Consider the following 20,723-nt stretch of genomic DNA (forward strand, 5'->3'; position numbering starts at 1 on the left):
ATATTCATCGTAAGCGTTCATCTTTTTACCCTCTTTCATATGTATTCGCAAAGCCTATTATAGCAAGGTTTTATGTGGTTGTATAATTTTTCGATTTCACCGAGATTCACTTGCATTCAGATTTTTGGTTGCTTTTTTGTTGCTTTGGTTGCTTTTAATTCTTAGTGAAATGCATTATAAAAAACATTCACAGGCAACAAATACAATAGATAGAAGAAAATCACTCATTATTTTTTAATAAGTGATTTTTTTATTTATAGATATTATTTGATTTATTCTAAGATATACCACTAATACTTGTAATGAACACATAATGTAGAACTCCAGGGAAGGGCCTTTAGTGATAAGGGATATCTTTATTATTTTAAAATCAATTAATTTCATCAGCCATTTCCAATATTGATTCTATTATTACCTCAGGTTTGTCATACATTACAGAGTGAGTACTATTTGCAACTAAGACGAATTTACTATTAGTGGATAATTTGGTCAATCGTTTTTGAGAATCCTTCCATTTCCTGTTAAGGTCATTCGCCTCTTGTTCTGAAAATTCCAATTCTAAGGCCATTAATTCTACATCAACTGGCGTGACAATTGTTAAAGGCTTATCTTCTAGAGATTGAGTGTCTTTCAGTAATTTTTCAGAGACTTCTATTTCCTTAATTTCTTCATCTAATACTTTGAAAAACGGAGCATCCCAATGGACATTTATATATTTTTCTGCGGAAATGTAATCAGGTATGGAATTAGAAAATATATTTGCCCCTAATAGTCGCACTATTCCAATTTGAGATAAGAAACGATTCATAGTTTGGTCTTGTGTCTCGAAAAACTTGTTATTATATTCTGTAGCTTGCTCTGAAAAATATTCATTTCTTGAATCAACAAGAACTAATCCAAATACCTTTTCTGGGTATCTGTCTGCAAAGAGTCGTGAATAAATCCCGCCAACAGAATGACCAACTAATATTACAGGTGTTTCAATTTCAGAAAATTTGAGAATCTTACTTAAATCTTCAATCGTAGTGCCAACAGAAAATCCATTGGGAGGTGGGTCACTCCATCCATATCCTGCTCGGTCATATGTTATGACTTGGGTATACTTTGATAATTCTTGCTGAACATTTGACCAATCATAAGACCAAGAACCTGTTCCTGTTTCAATTACAACAGGCGGTAGATTCGTTTTGGTTCCTTGGATATTCATATGTATTTCTCTTTTTCCAACATCAATCATCTGTCCATCTGGTGGAAATTTACTTTTCACATTTTTATAACTGATTAATTCATAAAGAAACCCCGAGATCAATGTAAGTGAAACAATCACCATAAAAACCAACCCTAATAATTTTAACCTTCTAAATAGTTTAATAATCGAATGTTTATTCTCCAAACTATCACACCCTTTTTCGCTAACTCTTTAACACTTACGACCATTTATCTGTTAAATTATACTATAACTTAACATAAATTATTCTAATATTCGGAATTTAACTAATTATTTTTTTAATGGAAAAGCGTCTGTTTGTTTAAGTGTCTTGCAAAATCCACCTTCGTAATGATTTGTTTCGTATACTCTCAAAAACGACTCGATTCTCATGTCCTCGGAATCAGCATAAAACGGTATAATTTGCTCAGCTGGGAAACGCATGAAACTAAGCTCACCATCTTCATTAAAGTATGGATGCAGGTAAGCTACACCTTTTTAACAACCTCTTTTCCTACCTTGCGTAAACGATTCATCATTCCAGCATCAAAGATTTCATCTAGCTTTTTCTGATATACTTCATCTCCACTCGTTATAGATGGTTCCTTTGAAAGTACATAACCAACCTTTTGGTCAACAAGTTTCTTCACATACCCATGCACTAACTTTAAATTAGACTTCCAAGAAGCACCACGTTTCTTTTCTTCAATATCCATTTTATTTCTGTAATACTTTTCACCAGTAATCATCAGTTTTCGTTTGTCCGACTTTTCCCAGTCCTTTATCTCATTTAGCAGCACCTAAAAGGACCCGATAGCGTTCAGTACGGTGAAGAATGGTTGGATGATTTAGATTTGGTCTCCAAAGTGTGAAATTTACAAGGAAATCTCGCAAATATAGTACCTACAAAGGCACTGTTGGAACGGTTGAGAAGAATCGAATTCACCGTCGTTTCTATACATCCATTCCCCATTAGAAATTGACAACAGATACTACTGAATTCAAGTATTTCGTGACTGAGGAGAATGGAAAAGTAACCGTGAAGAAGGCTTATTTAGACGGCTTTCTGGATATGTTTAATGGTGAAATCATTTCTTATCGTGTATCCGAACGCCCAAATGTACAAGCCATTCATGACGCCCAACTAGAAGCTATTGAACGAACAGTGGATTGTCCTTATCGTCGCACTTTTCATTCAGATCAGGGATGGGCCTATAAGATGAAACAATACGCCAATCTACTGAAGCACAATCAAATATTCCAAAGCATGTCTCGAAAAGGAAACTGCTTAGACAATTCGCCAATGAAAAACTTCTTCGGCTTATTAAAACAAGAAATGTATCACCGAGTTATCTATACTAGTTTTGAAGAACTAAAACAAGCAATTAATCAATATATTTACTACTATAATTACAAGCGAATAAAGAGTAAATTTGGATGTAGTCAGTCACCTATCGTGAAAGATTGGCTGCATAAAAGAAAAACCAGAATGGAGAAAATCATTCTGGTTAAAGTCTATCTTTTGGGTTTCACTACAGAAAGGCATGACTTCTTTTTTTGATTACTAAAAAGTCACATTCAATTAAGGATGCGACCTAAAAGGGGGGATAAATTATTAGATGTATAACCAGCATCAAACTATCATGCTTTCATATTGTTTACTAATCTAACCATACAAATCATCGGGATTCTCTCTCCCTTGTTGATGCTCAGTTAATATATAAATATCCCCTACTAGATTAACTTTTTTTACTTGTAAATTTCTTTTTGCAATTATCATTAACTTCGACTTGCTTATTTTAGTAATATAAATTTGATTCTCTGCAGAAAAAACATTATATCCAAAAACATTATACAATGGGTTCATAAAAAGTTGATCATTTCTTACGTAAAATGTACCAATGATTATAAAAAGAATAAAGTTAATTACCAAACTTCTGTTACTTTGAATGTCCATAGTTACTAATGGGACAATGTACGTGACTATATAACCAAGAGTATCCTCTCTTACAAATTCAGTATCTTTGATTTCACCTATTCTTCCTTCTGTTTTAGTATAAACTAAGAAAAACAAAAAAACCCCAAATAAAGATAGTAAACTTAACATTAACAGCCCCAGCCAAAAAAATGAAACAGATGTACTCGTTTGAAAAAATTGACTAAAAAATTCCTTTGGCGCTAGAAATCGCCCACTATTATCACGTATTTGTATGTTTTGAATAAATAATAATAAATATAATGGAATAAAAGACGAAAGGTAAAAAAGTATTTTTTGAATTCTTCTTTTAACCTTCATACTTTCCCTCCGTTCTAATCATTATTATTGCGAAATATCTTCGCCTACACGATTTAATATTAGCGACAGGTAATAGGCATCAGCGATACAAAAAAGTATTTGACTTCGCACCTGTCTATTCCGTGTATATATAATTTTTCCCTCTTCATTAAGTTCTATTTCTAAGTCAGCCTCTGCTATCACGTTGGGAAGTAGATTGGCATTCTCTAAGAATCCCTCAATCCGTCCAGGCGTATTAATAATTTTTGTAATTCTTTTGGAGGCTTGTCTATCATTTAAACAATCCTCTCTAAATTCTTCGAAATTAGATATTACGTTTCCATTCTCAATATGATCTAAAGCCTCTGTTGCTCTATTTGTGAAATAATCATGAAGATTAAAAATAGTTTGTAATGCAAACCTATTAACTATTAACATTTCTCCTTGATATACTAATATATCAATATCTCTATCTAAACCTATGAAAAGATCATTATCAAATTTACGTAAAGTGTTATCTTCTATAAAAGTTGTAAATCCTCGTCTGATTTTTTTCATCTTCGTAAATCGTCGAAATATATAAACCGATTCTGTGTTCTGTGTAAATCTAATACAATAAAAATTTATATTGTCTAGATTCATTTCATTCATGTCCCCGTGAATGTTCTCCTCTGATTCTAATTTTTCGATAGTATCATTAACATGTGCCACATGCAACGGAGCAACTGATAGATATCCATCCTGGCCTACATTTGGATTATATTCTTCTTGTGGAAGTTCAAATAATCTAGTTTGGAGCACCTCTGTATATAGTTCTTTTAAATCTCTTTGCATTTGTTCTCGCACTATTGGTTCGTAAACTTCATATTCCCAATCTATTTTTTGTACAAGTTTTACAGAAATATTTCCTGTATCAATATTGAAATCTCTAATAAAATGTCTAAGCCCTACAATATCCATTCTTTTTATCCCCTTTAACTCTCTATGAATTTATTAGTATCATCATACAGTATTTGGGGATATTGGTAAACTTTTCGACCAATAAAGAACTCTTGTTCTCTTTATATTGGCTTATACCTTAGACAAAATCAAGCAAATATCACCAAAAACTTTAAAGGGGATAAAAAGATTTTGGTGGTTGATTTTAGCCCTTTATATTATTTAGATACCTAATCTCTTTAAAAATATGGCCGGCCATGTATGTCATGCTCCGAACAAATTTGTTCATCGCTGGTCGGTCGTCGGTCTGTCTTTCTCTAATAATTAGGATTTTATAAATACCAAGAGAAGAAACATTTACCTGTCCGACCTCCCCTTTAGTTTACACCGCAACTTACCCAAATTGATACGTTTGGAACATTTGGAACATCTGGCACATTTGTAACACTTGGAACATCTTGAAAATACCAACTCTATATAATGTAAGAAATAGTTTACAATTTGTAAGAAATAAATTACAATCTATACAAGAGGTGGTGCTATTGTTAAATAACAAATTAGTAATTTGTAGGGCGGAAAAAGGATGGACACAACAACAATTAGCAGATGTGGTTGGTGTCAGTCGACAAACTATAGCAGCTTTAGAGAAAAATAAATATAATCCGTCTTTGATTCTAGCCTTTAAAATTGCTAATTCATTTGAGAAAGAAATAACGGATGTATTTAATTATGTGGAGGATGAATAATGGTTAACGTAGCTACGATTAGTATTTGTGTTTTAGCAGTGTTAGTAATTATTGCAGAGTTTTACAAATCTACATTTGAACGTAGGATGGAGTCGCAAGATGAGAGAGGTCAAATGCTCATCTTTAAAATCAAGTCATTTTCTTATTCTGTTCTAACTGTTGGTATATTAATTGGAGTAGCACTAGTAGCAATGTTTAAATTAATAGATAAAGAATATTTTATTTATTATGTAATGCTAGTGTTTTTCATTCAAAGTATATCATCATCTATTTATTTGGCCGTTGTTCGGAGAGTGTAAAATATTTTGTAAAAAACCCTGTCTTAAAATGAGGACAGGGTTATTATTGTTTAATTCATCATCATATCAATAACACGTTCTCGTACTCGCTGTACGCTTGTATGACTCATATTAAGCTTTGCACCAATCCAACGGAAAGGCATGCCCTCTAGCAACCAATAAAGTACTTCTTGCTCTATGTCGCCAGTTACCTTGCTTGTTAAATTTTGAACCAAAAGTAATTCGTCTTTGATCTTGTTTATACGTACTTCGCGCGAAGCTCTGATTTGAACATGCGCATGAACTGGATCACTTGTGCCACCAACGGCTTTTGGCATTGTTGCCTCAATACCATACTTAGCTGTAGATGCCGCCGCTGTTAATGAATCAAGCTCATCCTTCATTCTCATGTACTTACACATATTGTCATGATACTTCTTGATTGCCTTGTCCAACTGATAACGATTTAACTCTGTTTGCCCTTGTTTGCCCCCTAAATTGTTTATGATATAATTCATTTATCTGACAAGCCTTAAAAGGGCATGAACCAATTCTAGGCTGTAGCGTCTGAACACGCTGCGGCTTTTTCTTTTCCGAATCTACTAATATGTTATAATTTGTATAAAAATGTGAAGGCGGCTTATGTTCGATTTATCACTTTTGTTTGGAGTGTGACTTGTGTTATTTCCGTTTTTTTGGAATGCACATACAAACCTTTTTAGATATTTCTTCTTACCTCATTTGTTCTTGTTTTTTTAATATCAAAAAAGTTCAATTAACTAAAATTTGGTGGGTATATACCCACCAAATTTTTTCGTTATTTCCTTATATTGTTCAGCAACCTAATTCGTGAATTAGTTTCTGCTGTACTTTACTTAATAGTAAAAATTATAGGATTAATTATTTCTTTGAGGAATTTTCGGGTAGAAAGTACGCAGATTTTTATCTCCATCCTGTGTTTTAAAAACTGCCAATGTATATTTTTCGTCGTTTATTGTTATTTGTATATTTTCCACATCCGGTTCATAAAGAAATCCTACAGTACCCATAGCTAACAGCCCTTCTGTACTAAGTCCAACAAAAAATCCACCCGTTTGTTTTATTAATGTTTTTGAACCTTCATTATCTTTTTCCGTATACTCATATCTTATTGTAATCACTTCAGCTTTATTGCTCATTTCAGCACGACTATTTACTTGAACAGTTTTTAAGAATAAAATCACATCTTCTTGATGCGTTTTTTCATAAGGACCATCGTTTATATAATAGTGATACCATGAATGGTGACCATCTAACTTATTTCCACGACCCTCTTCACCAATAAATACATGTTCAAATGCTGAAGTACTATTATGATAATATTGCCTAAACCATATTTTTTTAACAAATCTTTCCAGTCTTCATCTGATGCATCAGATTTAATTTTCTCATTTTCAACTGCATAATCCCGTGCTATTTTCATTGGTTGTGTTTCAATAACAAAATTTAGAAATTCATCTACTTCATCTAATTCTTCCTGTGGCGTAGGATCATCATGTTCACGTCTCCAGTCATAATTGTCATGAAGTTTTTTGAATAATTCATAAGATGCTAATTTACTTTCAGGTATAACTACAGTTTCTAATACATTGCTTGTCTATCTGTACTATTAGAATTTCTTCCCTCCGGAAATGGGTTAGTATTAACAATTACAAACCCCATTTCTTCATTCTGTTCATTGTCACTTACGCCCTTAATTAAAGGCATTAATCCGTTTCCATCCATGTCCGCTTGCCAAATATCATTAAAAATCATCTTGTAACCTCCTTGTATTAATTAGTACGAGCTTATACTGTGGTTAAAGTCTATTTTTCATCCAAAGCATTTAATGGAATTAATTTGCATTTTTTCATTAAGGGCTTATAAGTAATACAATGGATCAGCTTTGTAGTCAGATGGATTTTATAAAACGGTAAATTTGCGATACTTGTTTCCTTAGCATCAAAGGCAATAGCTGGTCCATTGTATACACCAGTATAAACAACCCATCCAGTATTTTCCTTGATTCCTATGACAAAACGTACTTTGTCTTTTGTAATCTGTATTGGCGTAGGCACTTTACGTATATTTGCTACACCTTTACTGCGATGTTTATTGTTTGCCATATTGATTAAGCATTCAAATGTCGCTAACGATTTGCATATGATCTATTTTTTTTGCTCGTATGTTTGCCCTCCTGTTAGCACTAGTAGTCTGCTGATAAAACTTTATAGTGTTGTTCTACCGGCAGCGTGTATTTGGTTAAATTAAACTTGCATCAATCAACAACAATTCAGATTGGTTGCCTTTTAGCTGTTCTAATATTTCATTAAACGGAGGCTGTTTACCGTCTTCACCTTTTCCGTAAGCGAATCTTGCTACAGCATAGTAATCATTGACTTCAGTAAACTCTAAATCTCCTTCATCATCAGCAACATTTTCAACATACACCTTTTTAGCTTCTTCCTTTGAAGTTGCCATAATTAACGCGTAATACGGTTCACTAAATTCAAAAAACCTTGCATAATCCATAGTTTTTTCCTCCTGTGCTGGTTCACCTCATTCGAGTGGTAGTTCTCGCTGTTCAATTGAAATGTCGTTAGGTGCATTTGGTTTCACCCCTGCTTTTAGTTCTTGCTCTTTGTAATGAGAAGTGCTCTTTATTTTTGTTAAAAGCAAAAGGATATTTCAATAACAACAATAATATAATAAAAAACAATACAAATTTATTGAAAAGCGATAAAAAATGTAATAAAATCATGTTGTCATTAATAAGTGAGGTGCTTTAAATGAATGTTAAACAAGGTTCAACCACTTTCTTAAAGGTAATTATTTTTCTGATTGGAATTGCAATGCTTGCTTTATGTATCTATTGGTTGCCTGAGATAGCCATTAAAGATGCAAAGGTACATCCAGATACGGCTTATTTCCTAATCCCCTTTTTAGTATGTGCATATGGATTCTGTATTACGTTTTCTGTTGCATTGTATCAAGCATTTAAACTACTAACCTATATCGAAAAAAACAATGCTTTCTCTGAATTATCCCTTAAATCTTTGAAGGTTATAAAAAAATGTGCTTTTACAGTCATTTTCCTCATTTTGTTAGGAATAGTAAGCTTAAAGGTGCTTGCTAAAATCACAGGAGACGACCCAGCAGGTCCTATATCACTAAGTCTAATGGGTATTTTAGCAACAAGTATCATCGCAGCCATTGTGGATGCACTTCAAAAGCCATTAAAAAATGTCTCAGATATTAAGTCAAAAAATAATAACGGTTTGAGAAAATTTAATTAGCGTGATACTTTTCATGAGAGCTAAGACAAAAAGACAAAAAAACAAGTAAAACAAGGAATGAATGGTAATTAAACTATCTAGGTTATTTATTTTGGATACTTAATAATAATTTCTCCACCTGCGTTTCAATGCCATATTAGCATAAGTAAAGTAAACACTGATCATCGCCAGCTGTGGCAATAACGAGATGGCTAAAGTATTCATCAGTCTTTTCCCAACGCACTACTCTAATTTTATCTTTGGCCAACAACCTCTTAGCGTTTTAACATTCTTGTGATATGTCGTCTAAAAGTTTATCAAGTATAGGCAAATATACTTTGCTCATTTTAAGGTTTTCAATCACCTTGTAGTCTCGCTGTAATGATTGAACGGACATATCATAAACTACAAATTTATGAAGTAGTCACCTTTGCTCAAAGCTAATCATACTACTTTACGCTTTTTATGAAGGGCTGGAACAACCGCTAAAACGTGTGTTTCGGATCATCTCTATTGATAAGCATGAGTGCCACTTTTGTTGGTTGCTGTAAAACATAAAGACAGAGTTAATCTACCAAAAATATGTAGAATCAACTCTGTCTTTATGTTTTGAACTTATGTAAATCTTGAATATTTAACTAAAGCACCCGTTCAACAAGAAAAAAAGAGCTGCTTAAGCAACTCCATCGGCTTTAACGTATATTCACTTCTGCAAATTTAAATGCTATTTGGCATTCTTCATCCAATGCCATTTTTGCTCGGTACTCTTCATATCAACTAAACTACGACGTTAGGTGAATAACAACAATCTTTTGAGAAAACAGCCTTAACTAAAGCCCCTGTTTAAGGATTATTCTTCACAAGCTTTTAGTAGGTTTAGTTAAAAGTCTTTTTTATATAAATAAAAGAACTAAGCAAGAAATAATGCTCAGTTCTTTTGCAGATATCTAGTTTCATAAATGTGCGATTGTATTATTTTCGTATAGCTTCAAATGTAATGAGTTGGCTTTCTTTTGATGGTTGCTTTTTGTAAGTATAATCGGCAGAACAAGTAATATCAGAAAAACCAATGCTTTCTAATATAAGTTTAAATTCTTCGATTCCGTACCATCTCATTGCAAACTTCTGTAATTCTGTGTCTACTAGCTTACCTTTTCTCCATTTCTCGTATTTTAAATAAGATAAGGTATATTGGTCGACCCAGTTGATTTCAATTGATTTGTTTTCTAATAAAATGCCTTCTTCGTTAGAAAGAGGAAAGGTTGATGTAGTAATTTCTCCTGTACGCCAATTATTTGGGATCTGTAGATCAACTATTACGCGTCCTCCTGGAATAAGATGATCATAAAAGCATTTCAAAGCATCTGTTGCATTCTCTATCAAGCAAAAGGAGCCTGTAGGTATAACAATAGCTTCATATTTTGATTCTAAAGAAAAACTACTTAAGTTACCTTCATATAGCTTCGGATTTAAGCCTTTTTCTCTGCATCTTTTCCGACAAGAATCTAACATTTCAGGTGAATAGTCAAAGCCATCAACAATTAATCCCTTTTCAAGTAAAGGGATTAAGAATCGTCCTGACCCGACACAAGCTTCAAGTATCTTCCCTCTAGTCCCTTTTAATCTTTCAAGATAATATTCAATATCACCATCAATTGAATACCCCTCTGGCTTGGTAAAATCATATACTTCTGTACATAATGCACCGTAATAACTAAACATTTCTTTCCCTCCGATTTTATATGCGGAAGAACTTTAATTGAATTATTAAACCTTCCGCACCTCAAATTTGTTAGATGTAGATAAAGAGCTGACTATCATATTAAATCACTCACTTTCTATACAATATATTAACATTATATACCTTTCGTGGATTTAATTCACTTATTTCAATGTGTATTATTTCCATAAATAACTTCTTCAAAACTTGAGTGAAGTATGATTAGCATTCATCACTTAAATACTACAGTGTTTTTTGTTATCTGGTTAACTATTAAAATCAAATTTATAAAACATCCCCTTAAAAACATAGTTATAGATTGACATAAAAAAGTTTAAAATTTATAATCCTAATTATTAACCGGTTAACAATAATGAAATTACAATGAAGATAGGTGAAACAAATGGATAGAAAAAATGATGCTATAGAAGCCTTGCAGCAATTAATTACAGAAAGAGAATCGGCTGATAGAAGAAGAAAAGGAATGAAAGTAAGTCAGGAAGAAGCAATTGTTTCAGATTGGACACTGACACAATTACACATCGTTGCAGCAATTAAAGAGAAAGGAAAGGCAAATAACACTACGCTCTCGGAAGTTTTAAAAGTATCTAAACCAGCGATTACAAAAGCAGTAAAGAAGCTCTTAGAACATAATGTCCTTGAAAAAACACAACACGGAGATAATAAAAAAGAAGTTTATTATTTTCTCACTAAATCAGGAGAGATGCTTGCACTTATTCATGATCAATTACATGAGCAGGCAAAAAATCGTTATTTGCGTATCTTTGAAGAGTTTAATCCAACGGAATTAGAGACCATTATTCGATTTTTAAACGCAATTACTGAAAACATTAAGTCACATTAAAGCTATAAAAGGAGAATATGTATGTCTCGAAAACTATCTCTATCTCAAACGAAAATACTAGCGTTGTATTTGTTAAGTATAAGCAGTTTCTTCGCTTCTTTAAATCAAAATATTTATACACCGGTAATTCCGCTTATTCGAGATTCCTTTAGCGTATCAATTAATTGGGTGAATTTTACTGTCAGTAGCTTTATTTTTATTATCGCGATGGTTCAAATCTTTTTAGGAACGGTGGTAGATACAAAGAATCAAAAACGGTTGTTAATCTTTAGTTTCTTTTTAATTTGTATTTCGACCATCATCTGCGCGTTCACAACCAACTTTATGCTCTTTATGGTTTTTAGAATTGTTCAAGCAATAGGTGCTGGTATTATTCCCTTGGTTACGATAAATATGATTTCACATTTATTTGAAGGAGAAGCAAGAGGGAGCGCAATGGGTACTTATCAAATAGTACTTACCCTTGCCCCAGCAGTTTCTCCAATATTAGGAGGAATATTAGGGGAACATTATGGCTACCAAGGGATTTTTCTATTTCTTTTTCTTATTGCCGTCATATTGCTTATGTTTATTATGTATGCATTTCCTAACAACGGAAAAAGAAAAGACAGAAAAGAAAAGTCTAGTAGCTTTACCCAAATCTATCGAGCTATTTTATTGAATCGTGTAGGTTTTATTACGATGACGGTAAGCTTTTTTATCTTTTTCATTTACTTTGCCATTCTTGTCTTTTTACCGCTATTACTCAACGATCATTATCATGTATCGATGCAAAACATTGGTTTATTGTACTTACCTTTAACTGTTAGTATGATTTTGGGGAGTGTTATCTTTAAAAAAATACAAAAGAAAGTGGCATTGAACAAGCTGTTTATCACTGTTTTATTTTTCATGCCCTTGTTAATTATAGCCTTTGGTTTTCTGCATACCAAATCATTAATTGGACTTAGTATCCTGTTGTTTATGTATGGCTTAACAGTTGGATTTGCCCCTCCACTATTTTCAACTGTACTAAGTAATGCATATAGCGAACATAGAGGAGCTGCCTTAGGTCTGTTTAATTTCATCCGGTATGCAGGTATGGCCATCGGTGGGATGTTTACCGGATTAAGTCTAGTTCTGCCAAGTACCCTCATCTTTATTTTTTTGGGCGTTTTGCTTTTGCTTATTTCTCCATTCCAGTATCCGAGTTTAAAGAATAGAACGATGTAACAAAAATGTTTATATCACTGTAATAGTTTTAACAAGAGCAGCAGTAAATGACATTTTCATCTCGTCTCCCCTAGATAGAACATTTTGCCTTAATTTCTCTTTGGCTCATCTTCTTAACGGGTTGACGTCCTTGACGCTGCCCTTGTCATACTTACCAAATCCCTTCTGCATTAGCGTCTTGCAGAATCGTAAATTTAGCTTATTCATTCATACTATTACAAGTATTAAGAATGTAATTCATACATTGGATTGTGTCGTCAATACGTTGTTTTTTCGACTTACAAGAACGTCTATTTATACCTTCTTGAATATTTACTGCTTCGTTTATAATGTTATGCCATCTTTCAGGTATATGATTGATTGCATAACTGCTAGCATCTATTTTTGAAGCGATGTTATGTTCTTTTAGAGTATAAAATTGCCGTAACATTCCCGTAATAGACCACGCTACTTCCCTATCAATAAATTGGTTGGGTATCAGAAACGCTATGGTTTTATATTTTTTCATTGTTTTCAATCGATTTAACCAATAGGTATTCATATTTTCTTTTACATAATCAACTAGAATACTTTCATCCACATTAAAATCTAATGTGGTTACATCGGGACCCATTATGGTAATCCCATTGTTTTTTAAAATCCACCAAGTAACCGGGTTAATGCCATCATTACTCCATTTTATTTTGCCTTCATTTACGTATAAACAATTTTTCACCTCAGCTTGTTTCTTACCGACACTATCAACTGGTAGATAACTCCCGTCCATTGCTATTTTCTTATATTTTTGATTTAAATCTTTATGAAGCACAGCTATTACTTTCATATCTGATTCAGTTAAGGAGCGCTTCATAACTGCTATAAAATCAATATCACTAGAGCCTTCAGTGTAAGCATTAAGGGCAATTGAACCGTGTAAATATAGCGCTTCTAGTGTATGAGGAATTTGCTTTTGAAAATTAGATATATAGTCATTTAAAATATTTTGAACTGGGGTAGGAACTCTCACATTCATAGAAACTCTCCTTTTTAATTTGCATAAAAACTTATAATACATTTTACCATTTATGGTAATCAGTCGGTTAATTTTAAGTTAAAAGTAATAAGGGGCAAGAAGCTCTGTCTTTCACTTTATTGTGCTTTATACGCCCAATACTTGGAGGATAAGGCCATATGTTGATCTATCAACGCCGCCTTGAACTCCCTTCATATCTACAACAGTCCTTCATTTTTGCACGGTGTGTACCTTATCGATACGTTCTTGCACCGCCACAACCTTAGGCTTGTAATCTTTAAATCTTTTGCTATATTTCGAGCGTCTAGCATCCTATTACATATTACACGTTCCCTATTGCCCCTTTGGTAAAGTTGCTTCCAGTCTGTACTTCGCTGTTTTTAATTAGACCGTTACGAAGCTCGTTTACTGCATGCACCATCCAATGATAGATATTATACAAACTTCTTGTTTGCCCCCTATAATACACGCTGTGGCTTTTTTGATGTATAAATAAACAAAAATCGGTGCATCTTAGAATGTCTATAGTGTTCTCACACTACTTCAAAGCTGCAGAGACTTGACTCGCTGCGGCTTTTTTAAAAGGGTATCACGTCTAATAAGATTTCTATTCAATTCATTAATCCTGTTAAAATGTTTTAGATGTTACACCTATTAACCTATGGTAACTGTCAGTCCTGATATAAATAATTATTTGACATGATTTTAATAATTTTTTATGTATAAAACCATCGATTCTGGTTAAGTTAAATAGGCCATGAGATTTTTCTCACATACTGCTTAAGCTGTAACGAACCTTGTCGTTATAGCTTTTTTTATGTCCACTTTATTAGAAATGCCACAACCCGAAGATTGTGGTATTTTTTTCTCTTATTTTTTTTCTTTATTTGGTTTATTAATTTGTTCTTTCTTTTGTTCATTTTCTTCACGTACTTCTAAATCTTCAGGATTTAATTCTAATCCAAATTCCTCTTGCTCTAATTCATTTTTATTTTGCTTTTCTTTTGTCAAAATTCTCACCTCCAAAAAGTAATTTGCCCTCTTAGGAGTAATTTATACTGGAAAGTACCTTTTTCTGTCTATCAATAATGCCTCGACATTATTGCGTCCAGAATCGGCTTTGTACTTGCACAAAGAACTCCTTTTCGATTTCCGTGACATCCGCCGGAGGCTTTTAACTTATTTCAGCGGATGTTTGTACACCCGCTGAAAAGCAACTTAAATCCGCATTCATCTCACCACCTATAGAGGTGGGAGACTTCTGCTGAAAAGAAGTTAAACGGTCGTCCTCAATCAGCTTGTTTTTTATGAATTAATTTCATCCATCCTATCCTTGTTTGAATAATGGCCAAAACTAGAAAAGTAGGTGTAGCATGGGAATACTTAACGGAAACTCATGGCAGATTTATTAGATAATTTAGTACTTGAGTCAACTGGTGTACTTCGAAAACACGTATTTATGAAATGAGTTCTAATCAAACATTTAGGGAAACTCTTGCTTTCCTAATAGTGCGAGATAATGCTCATTAGAATGCATTTGCCAAAGCATTAGAAACTTTGGGTGTAGATTTGGGAAGCTATTCCCAGTACCGAACTTTGAGATAAATAAATATCCTGAGTGTAGGAAGTTTGTTGAAATGGGCTATCATAATGTCAATTTAACATTAGATTAGATCCTACACGTATCGGGAGATCTTCCAAGGCCAACCCCCAAGTAGAAATGGTGGAACACTGAATGTAACGCCTCCCCCAGAAGGATTACCGGTGCCAGTTATGCCAGAGATGCCAAATGAACACAACCCAGGGCTTAAAGATATGAATAATTAGAAAAATGCTCCCCATTTTAAAATCGTGGTTTTCTACGTATTTATAGTGGTAATGTTGTTATCCTCTTTAACATATATTAGTTTTGGGATAGTTCCTCTAACATCGCCCCAAGATGTTTTTGTTCAACGCTATCCCACTACCTGAATTTTGGATAAACCCAATCATTTAAGTAGTTCTTTTCTTCAACTGTAAGATCAGCGAGTCTTTTTACGTTAAAATTTACATAAATCACATAATGAGGTGATATTATGGAAAATAATTTAAATATCTGTAAGACCTGTGGTAACGACTCATTTGCTACTGGACAACTTGGTCATAGTAGTTTTACTACAGATAGTAACGTTAGACCCATAGGATCTTTAATAGCTTCTGGTTCCCCACTTATTTTGTCATTTTGCAAAAATTGTGGGGAAGTGACTTCCTTGAAAGTAGCCAAACCTGAAAAATTCAAATAGTCTCTCATAGTTATTCCTAGGGTCACTTTGCCGAGTGACCTTTAACTGGTTTCACTTCTTAAAAAAATCATAATCTCATTCAAATAAAGAAATTATTGCTATAATCCATATTCCTATCACAAGTAATAAACACCACCAGCCCATAAACTTTAGGAACTTTGTTAAAATTGGTTTCCTAGAGAGTTGTTCTGAAAAGGAACTCACCGTTAAAACACTCTCAGGATGCTTCAACAACATGTAGGAAAAGCTACCGAAAATAAAAGTAACCACTATAGCCATTATTAACATTTCCAAAGTACCCACTCCTGAACTATAAGTTTTAAAACTTCACTTAATCATTATATTATTTAGTAGCTTTTACTGTTTACTTAATGAATGTTTTGCATTAGTTAAATTATACTGATTATGGATAAAATTAAACTTTTTGTAACAAAATATAATTTAATTGTGCTTCAAGGAGAGTATAATTGAACAAACGATGCATAAAAACTTACTTTTAGGAGGTTCTTTATGTTCCAAACCTTAGAGCATTTTATGAAATCTTGGGAGTTCGAAGCGGGTGCTACACAAAGACTACTCAACAATTTAACTGATGAATCACTTGAACAGGAAATAACATTACAAAATTGGTCTTTAGGACGCATTGCTTGGCATACCGTTACTGCTATACGCATTATCACTTCAAATACAAACATAACGTTCGAAGCCCCAACGAAAGATTATCCCGTTCCTACTTCGGCTCAATTTATTGCAGACAGCTATCACAAAGTTTGTAAGGCATTTGTACAGGCATTACAAACCCAATGGACTGACAGTACAATGAATGAAAGTATTGACTTTCTAGGTCAACAGATACTAAATGGTTCACTTTTAATGTTTTTAATCCAACACCAATGCCATCATCGAGGACAAATGACAGTTCTTATGCGACAGGCAGGATTAGTTGTTCCAGGTATTTATGGACCGTCAAAAGAGGAATGGACAAAGTTTGGTATGGAAGCTCCGCAAATGTAGTTCAATAAAATAAACTAAAGTGATGAAACTTTTTTAGAATCTGTTTTGATAGAATTTTTTTCAAAATAGATTCTTTTTTCATTCTACAAAATGGTTTAGCTGAGTATTAATTACCTCGTGCAGCTGCTGCTTTGTCAAAAGCCCAATCAAGATAACTCTCTAATCCCCAACATTAAAGTGGTGTTAGTTTACGGATACAGTAGTTGTCTAGTGATTTCATGCTAATGATGATGAAAGAGCCCCATATACTTTTCTGTTATGCAAGATCTTCTTAGGATGTTTGATGGAATCACCTTAAGCAGTGTCATAACTTTGTATTGTCGCTTCTTTTATCGCTATAATAGTGCTCTTGTGCATAACAGGATTATTTTTCTCGTTCAGTTTAACTGAGCCGCTAGCCATTCATGAAGTGCAAAAAAACTGCACCTCCAATTGTGGTATGCTCCCCATTAAGTAGACAGATTAAAAAATAAAATCTGTTTATCAAATGGGGAGATTTTTTTATGAGAACGTGTAGTTTTTCAAAAGAAGAAAAATTAGAGATTTTAAAATTTTATCATACTGGCCAATTTACTCTTAATGAAGTTGCCGAATTATATAAAGTGCATCGTGATACGATTAAAGATTGGCAAAATGATTATCGTTATTTTGGAGAAGAGGGTCTTGAACGATTAAACCAGCAGAATCGTTATGCTAAGGAATTAAAATTAGCGGCTGTCCGAGACTATCTTTCAGGCGAATTTTCATTAAGAGAGGTTGTAAGAAAGTATAGACTTTCTAGTAGATCGGTTTTAAGGAATTGGATAAAAAAGTATACTAGTCATAGTGAATTAAAAGATTCGGGTAAAGGAATGAGCCAAACTATGACTAAAGGTAGAAAAACAACAGTACAAGAGCGCATTGAAATAGCACAAGTTTGTATTGCCAACGATAAGAATTATCAAGTAACAGCTGAACAATATGCGGTTTCTTACCAACAAGTATATCAATGGGTAAAAAAATTCGAAAAATACGGGGAATTAGGCTTGCATGATCGCCGTGGGCGTACAAAGTTAGAAGAAGAGTTAAGCACTGAAGACAAGTTTCGTTTAGAAATCCAGCGTATGGAACGTGAAAATGAACGATTACGTGCAGAAAATCTCTTCTTAAAAAAGTTAGAGGAAATCGAAAGGAGGCGTCGTTAAGTAAAAGCCGTATACATAGCCGTTATATTGCCATTCAAGAATTAGCAGCGAAGGAAGCACTGCCAATCATTTTATTATGTGAAATTGCCGATGTTACACGTGCTGCTTATTATAAGTGGTTGAACCGTCAGTCATCAGCACGAGAAATCGAGAATGAACAGCTTCTAGAATCAATTCAGTACCTTTATACACAAGTAGATGGGATTTATGGATATCGTCGCATCACACTTACAATCAATCGTCATCGTGAAAAAGTAGATTTACCGAAGGTAAATAAAAAACGTATTTATCGTTTGATGAAAATGTGTCGATTAAAATCGGTGATTCGTCGAAAACGAAAAAAATATCGTAAATCGAATCCAGATTATGTAGCAGAAAACATACTCAGTCGCAAGTTCAAAGCAGATAAACCGAATCAAAAATGGTGTACAGATGTCACGGAATTTAAATATGAGAATGGTAAAAAGGCTTATTTAAGCGCCATTATTGATTTATACGATAATTCGATTGTGAGTTATGTATTAGGGCACTCGAATAACAATAAACTTGTTTTTCAAACGATGACACTAGCCATACAAAAATTAAAAGAGGATGAGCATCCACTTATTCATAGCGATCGTGGTTATCAATATACTTCAAAACTTTTCAAACGTATGATAGATGATGCCGAGATGGTACATAGTATGTCTAGAGTGGGACGTTGTATCGATAACGGACCAATCGAGGCTTTTTGGGGTACGCTCAAATGCGAAAAATACTATTTAAATAAATATGATACATATGAAGCGCTAAAAAAAGCAATTTTAGGATACATTTCGTTTTATAATTCAGAGCGCTATCAAGAAAAATTAAACAGCTTGAGCCCCTTGGAATTCAGGTCTCAAGCCGCGTAAAGCATTTTTATTATTTCCACTGTCTACTTGACAGGGAGCAGTTCATTGTTAGATTGTGTCTAACAATTGGGGTGCAGTTCAAACAATATAGCAGCAACTGCTTCTTTTTAAAATTAAATAACCAAACCAACAATTGTAGCCGTTAGGATACTAACAAGTGTGGCGCCATACAACAACTTTAAGCCAAAACGAGCAACTACATTCCCTTGTTTTTCATTCAACCCTTTTACTGCTCCGGCAATAATACCGATAGATGAGAAGTTTGCAAAGGATACAAGAAATACAGAAATAATGCCCAGTGTATGTGCACTCATAGAATTCGCTACTTCTCCAAGGCTTATCATTGCCACAAATTCATTCGTTACTAATTTGGTTGCCATAATTCCTCCGGCAGTAATAGCATCTGCCCAAGGTACACCCATTAGGAAAGCAATTGGTGCAAATATATAACCTAAAATGTCTTGGAAAGATATACCGAAAATCATATCAAATAGTGAATTGATTAAATCCATTAATGCTACGAAACCGATAAGCATAGCGCCAACAATGATGGCTACTTTAAATCCATCCATAATATATTCCCCAAGCATTTGGAAGAAAGATTGCTTATGCTCATCTTCAATTTTTAAAATATCTTCGCTTTCTTCCACTGTATACGGATTAATGATCGAAACAATAATAAATCCGCCAAACAAGTTTAAGACAATCGCTGTTACAACATATTTTGGTTCAATCATAGTCATATATGCTCCAACAACTGACATCGAAACGGTCGACATTGCTGATGCGCATAATGTATACATTCGCTGTGGGCTAATCTTATCTAATTGTTTTTTCACAGTAATGAATACTTCAGATTGACCTACCATTGCAGAAGCAACTGCATTATAGGATTCCAATTTCCCCATACCATTTACTTTACTTAAAAGTAAACCTATCCATCTCATGACGAAAGGAAGAATTTTAAAATGCTGCAAGATCCCTATCAATACAGATATAAAAACAATTGGTAACAACACATTTAGGAAGAAGGAATACTCACCTTCATTCGCTAAACCACCAAAAACAAAGGTTATGCCCGTACTTGCGTAAGATAATAAATGATCAAATACTTTTGTAAATCCTTTGATAAGAATATAACCAAACTTTGTATTTAGCAGTAATACGGCCAATAGAAATTGGATGATTAACATAATCATTATGTTTTTATATTTTATTTCTTTTTTGTTTTTACTCATCAGCAGAGCTAAAGCAAAAACAAGTAACAATCCACAAAGGGATATTAAGTATCTCATAAGTTCCTCCATAAATAGATATGATAATTTTTGGGCGTTCGAACCCAAGACTACAAAGACATTCTTTCGTTCATTATGTTCCAATATTGAAATTTGAAGTACAGCCAAATATCTTAACAAGAAAATAACTAGTCAGACGTCAGACAAACAATTTCACTATAACAGTTTTTTGACTAGCTATTCAATAGTAAAAAGAAAAAAAGTATGCCACAAGGCATACGTATACCACAAATACCTAAAAATAGGCGGAGAAATGTTTTTCTATTTGAAGACTTCGTTCTTCTCTTTTACATTTTTTATAGCAGGAATCATAAAAGTAGCCCCTAAATTACCTCTCGAAATTCTATATCCGCAAAAGTCCTTTTATACATAACTCATTCCCCAAAATATTGCCTTATAATCGTATTTGATATGGTAAACTACAGATGTTGTTGTAGTTCATTTTTTCTGCAATGAAAACTAAGATAAATAAAGAAGGAATCCTTTTAAAAAAAACATGGTCCATAAT

21 protein-coding genes and 4 pseudogenes are annotated in these 20,723 nt (G+C 33.5%); 10 read left to right on the top strand and 15 right to left on the bottom strand.

The window, feature by feature from the left end:
- Positions 1–370: 370 nt before the first annotated feature.
- The 3 genes from C9J31_RS13330 to C9J31_RS24000 all read right to left on the bottom strand — a co-directional run bounded on the left by C9J31_RS13330 (position 371) and on the right by C9J31_RS24000 (position 2,007).
- On the bottom strand, positions 371–1,393 hold the full coding sequence (locus C9J31_RS13330) for an alpha/beta fold hydrolase (RefSeq protein ID WP_107951335.1): 1,023 nt from the start codon (positions 1,391–1,393) through the stop codon (positions 371–373).
- Positions 1,394–1,498: 105 nt separating this feature from the next.
- On the bottom strand, positions 1,499–1,651 hold the full coding sequence (locus C9J31_RS24305) for a hypothetical protein (protein WP_420798449.1): 153 nt from the start codon (positions 1,649–1,651) through the stop codon (positions 1,499–1,501).
- Between the two features lie 44 nt (positions 1,652–1,695).
- Entirely contained in the window at positions 1,696–2,007 is a 312-nt protein-coding gene (locus C9J31_RS24000; RefSeq protein WP_107951333.1) for a phage portal protein, read from the bottom strand.
- Between the two features lie 50 nt (positions 2,008–2,057).
- Here C9J31_RS24000 and C9J31_RS13345 point away from each other — a divergent pair.
- Positions 2,058–2,663: pseudogene (locus tag C9J31_RS13345) on the top strand (DDE-type integrase/transposase/recombinase); the annotation flags it as partial.
- A 210-nt stretch (positions 2,664–2,873) separates the two neighbouring features.
- Here C9J31_RS13345 and C9J31_RS13350 read toward each other — a convergent pair.
- Complete coding sequence (locus tag C9J31_RS13350) at positions 2,874–3,503, bottom strand: hypothetical protein (protein ID WP_107951331.1); 630 nt, start codon at positions 3,501–3,503, stop codon at positions 2,874–2,876.
- Positions 3,504–3,527: 24 nt separating this feature from the next.
- A complete protein-coding gene (locus C9J31_RS13355; protein WP_107951330.1) occupies positions 3,528–4,442 on the bottom strand; it encodes a Kiwa anti-phage protein KwaB-like domain-containing protein in 915 nt (304 codons plus the stop codon).
- Positions 4,443–4,963: 521 nt separating this feature from the next.
- Here C9J31_RS13355 and C9J31_RS13360 point away from each other — a divergent pair.
- Positions 4,964–5,167 (top strand): helix-turn-helix transcriptional regulator, encoded by a 204-nt coding sequence (locus C9J31_RS13360; protein ID WP_054550329.1) that lies wholly within the window; start codon positions 4,964–4,966, stop codon positions 5,165–5,167.
- Complete coding sequence (locus tag C9J31_RS13365) at positions 5,167–5,466, top strand: hypothetical protein (protein WP_107951329.1); 300 nt, start codon at positions 5,167–5,169, stop codon at positions 5,464–5,466. The genes C9J31_RS13360 and C9J31_RS13365 overlap by 1 nt, the downstream gene beginning before the upstream one ends.
- Positions 5,467–5,516: 50 nt before the next feature.
- Here C9J31_RS13365 and C9J31_RS13370 read toward each other — a convergent pair whose 3' ends face one another.
- The 5 genes and pseudogenes from C9J31_RS13370 to C9J31_RS13395 form a co-directional block, all read right to left on the bottom strand.
- Positions 5,517–5,963 carry a hypothetical protein gene (locus C9J31_RS13370; RefSeq protein WP_238602204.1) on the bottom strand — a complete coding sequence of 149 codons (447 nt, stop codon included), beginning with the start codon at positions 5,961–5,963 and terminating at the stop codon, positions 5,517–5,519.
- A gap of 378 nt (positions 5,964–6,341) precedes the next feature.
- Positions 6,342–7,054: pseudogene (locus C9J31_RS13375) on the bottom strand (hypothetical protein).
- Between the two features lie 11 nt (positions 7,055–7,065).
- On the bottom strand, positions 7,066–7,239 hold the full coding sequence (locus tag C9J31_RS13385; protein WP_193767170.1) for a hypothetical protein: 174 nt from the start codon (positions 7,237–7,239) through the stop codon (positions 7,066–7,068).
- Positions 7,240–7,289: 50 nt separating this feature from the next.
- A complete protein-coding gene (locus C9J31_RS13390; protein WP_342345593.1) occupies positions 7,290–7,631 on the bottom strand; it encodes a Holliday junction resolvase RecU in 342 nt (113 codons plus the stop codon).
- Between the two features lie 94 nt (positions 7,632–7,725).
- Entirely contained in the window at positions 7,726–7,995 is a 270-nt protein-coding gene (locus tag C9J31_RS13395) for a hypothetical protein (protein ID WP_107951325.1), read from the bottom strand.
- Positions 7,996–8,252: 257 nt separating this feature from the next.
- On the opposite strand from C9J31_RS13395, the gene C9J31_RS13400 reads away from it, so the two are divergent.
- Positions 8,253–8,759, top strand: coding sequence for a DUF2975 domain-containing protein (locus tag C9J31_RS13400; protein WP_107951324.1), 507 nt, complete (start codon positions 8,253–8,255; stop codon positions 8,757–8,759).
- 262 nt (positions 8,760–9,021) lie between these two features.
- Here C9J31_RS13400 and C9J31_RS24395 read toward each other — a convergent pair.
- Both C9J31_RS24395 and C9J31_RS13405 read right to left on the bottom strand, forming a co-directional pair.
- A pseudogene (locus C9J31_RS24395) lies at positions 9,022–9,150 on the bottom strand (aconitate hydratase); the annotation flags it as partial.
- Positions 9,151–9,710: 560 nt separating this feature from the next.
- On the bottom strand, positions 9,711–10,460 hold the full coding sequence (locus tag C9J31_RS13405; protein WP_107951323.1) for a class I SAM-dependent methyltransferase: 750 nt from the start codon (positions 10,458–10,460) through the stop codon (positions 9,711–9,713).
- Between the two features lie 401 nt (positions 10,461–10,861).
- Here C9J31_RS13405 and C9J31_RS13410 point away from each other — a divergent pair, with 401 nt between their 5' ends.
- Both C9J31_RS13410 and C9J31_RS13415 read left to right on the top strand, forming a co-directional pair.
- Positions 10,862–11,323, top strand: a complete 462-nt coding sequence (locus C9J31_RS13410; protein ID WP_107951322.1) for a MarR family transcriptional regulator — start codon at positions 10,862–10,864, stop codon at positions 11,321–11,323.
- Between the two features lie 21 nt (positions 11,324–11,344).
- On the top strand, positions 11,345–12,535 hold the full coding sequence (locus C9J31_RS13415) for an MFS transporter (protein ID WP_107951321.1): 1,191 nt from the start codon (positions 11,345–11,347) through the stop codon (positions 12,533–12,535).
- 199 nt (positions 12,536–12,734) lie between these two features.
- Here the strand turns inward: C9J31_RS13415 and C9J31_RS13420 are convergent, their stop codons facing one another.
- Both C9J31_RS13420 and C9J31_RS13425 read right to left on the bottom strand, forming a co-directional pair.
- The gene (locus C9J31_RS13420) at positions 12,735–13,547 is read right to left on the bottom strand and encodes a nucleotidyltransferase domain-containing protein (protein ID WP_193767169.1); all 813 of its coding nucleotides are present in this window, start codon (positions 13,545–13,547) and stop codon (positions 12,735–12,737) included.
- An 870-nt stretch (positions 13,548–14,417) separates the two neighbouring features.
- Positions 14,418–14,558 carry a hypothetical protein gene (locus C9J31_RS13425; protein WP_193767176.1) on the bottom strand — a complete coding sequence of 47 codons (141 nt, stop codon included), beginning with the start codon at positions 14,556–14,558 and terminating at the stop codon, positions 14,418–14,420.
- 382 nt (positions 14,559–14,940) lie between these two features.
- On the opposite strand from C9J31_RS13425, the pseudogene C9J31_RS13430 reads away from it, so the two are divergent.
- From C9J31_RS13430 to C9J31_RS24310, 4 genes and pseudogenes are all read left to right on the top strand, one after another.
- Positions 14,941–15,374, top strand: a pseudogene (locus C9J31_RS13430) (manganese catalase family protein); the annotation flags it as partial.
- 248 nt (positions 15,375–15,622) lie between these two features.
- A complete protein-coding gene (locus C9J31_RS13435) occupies positions 15,623–15,829 on the top strand; it encodes a hypothetical protein (protein ID WP_107951319.1) in 207 nt (68 codons plus the stop codon).
- Positions 15,830–16,339: 510 nt separating this feature from the next.
- Positions 16,340–16,843 carry a DinB family protein gene (locus C9J31_RS13440; RefSeq protein WP_107951318.1) on the top strand — a complete coding sequence of 168 codons (504 nt, stop codon included), beginning with the start codon at positions 16,340–16,342 and terminating at the stop codon, positions 16,841–16,843.
- A gap of 503 nt (positions 16,844–17,346) precedes the next feature.
- A protein-coding gene (locus tag C9J31_RS24310) for an IS3 family transposase (RefSeq protein ID WP_420798456.1) occupies positions 17,347–18,920 on the top strand; the annotation gives its coding sequence in 2 pieces (ribosomal slippage) (positions 17,347–17,989 and positions 17,989–18,920; 1,575 coding nt in all).
- Between the two features lie 113 nt (positions 18,921–19,033).
- On the opposite strand, the gene C9J31_RS13450 is transcribed toward C9J31_RS24310, so the two are convergent.
- Complete coding sequence (locus C9J31_RS13450) at positions 19,034–20,215, bottom strand: NupC/NupG family nucleoside CNT transporter (protein WP_107926530.1); 1,182 nt, start codon at positions 20,213–20,215, stop codon at positions 19,034–19,036.
- Positions 20,216–20,723: the final 508 nt, after the last annotated feature.

The sequence above is a fragment of the Lysinibacillus parviboronicapiens genome, assembly GCF_003049605.2.
In the GTDB taxonomy this organism is placed as follows: domain Bacteria; phylum Bacillota; class Bacilli; order Bacillales_A; family Planococcaceae; genus Lysinibacillus; species Lysinibacillus parviboronicapiens.